Source organism: Halalkalibacter oceani (genome assembly GCF_023715705.1).
Taxonomy (GTDB): Bacteria; Bacillota; Bacilli; order Bacillales; family Bacillaceae_D; genus Halalkalibacter; species Halalkalibacter oceani_A.
In genome coordinates this window covers 1-325 of record NZ_JAMBOS010000102.1, presented here as the reverse complement: position 1 = coordinate 325, position 325 = coordinate 1, and the positions used below count along the sequence as shown (strand labels likewise).

Below are 325 nucleotides of genomic sequence, written 5' to 3'. Positions count from 1 at the left end.
GACTGGGCAAAGCAATGTGCGGAGTCGCTACAGGTTTTAAAAGTCTAGAGAGGAGTGGGGTTCTCCACTCTAGACGAGTAGCGCACGGAGCCATTGCGATCTTCCCCGATATAGATTGATCAAAGAGAACCAAGACATTCGAGGAAGCAAATGGCTGAGGAATGGAGCGTACATAAGTACGTGACATGGTAATCTGTCGATCAAATGTCCGGTGGCGATAGCGAAGAGGTCACACCCGTTCCCATGCCGAACACGGTCGTTAAGCTCTTCAGCGCCGATGGTAGTTGGGGGCTTCCCCCTGCAAGAGTAGGACGTTGCCGGGCGA

The 325-nt window shown here is 52.9% G+C and carries 1 rRNA gene; it reads left to right on the top strand.

Going from position 1 to position 325, the window contains the following annotated elements:
- Positions 1-207 precede the first annotated feature (207 nt).
- Positions 208-323: ribosomal RNA gene (gene rrf / locus M3212_RS21840) — 5S ribosomal RNA — on the top strand.
- The last annotated feature ends 2 nt before the right edge of the window (positions 324-325 follow it).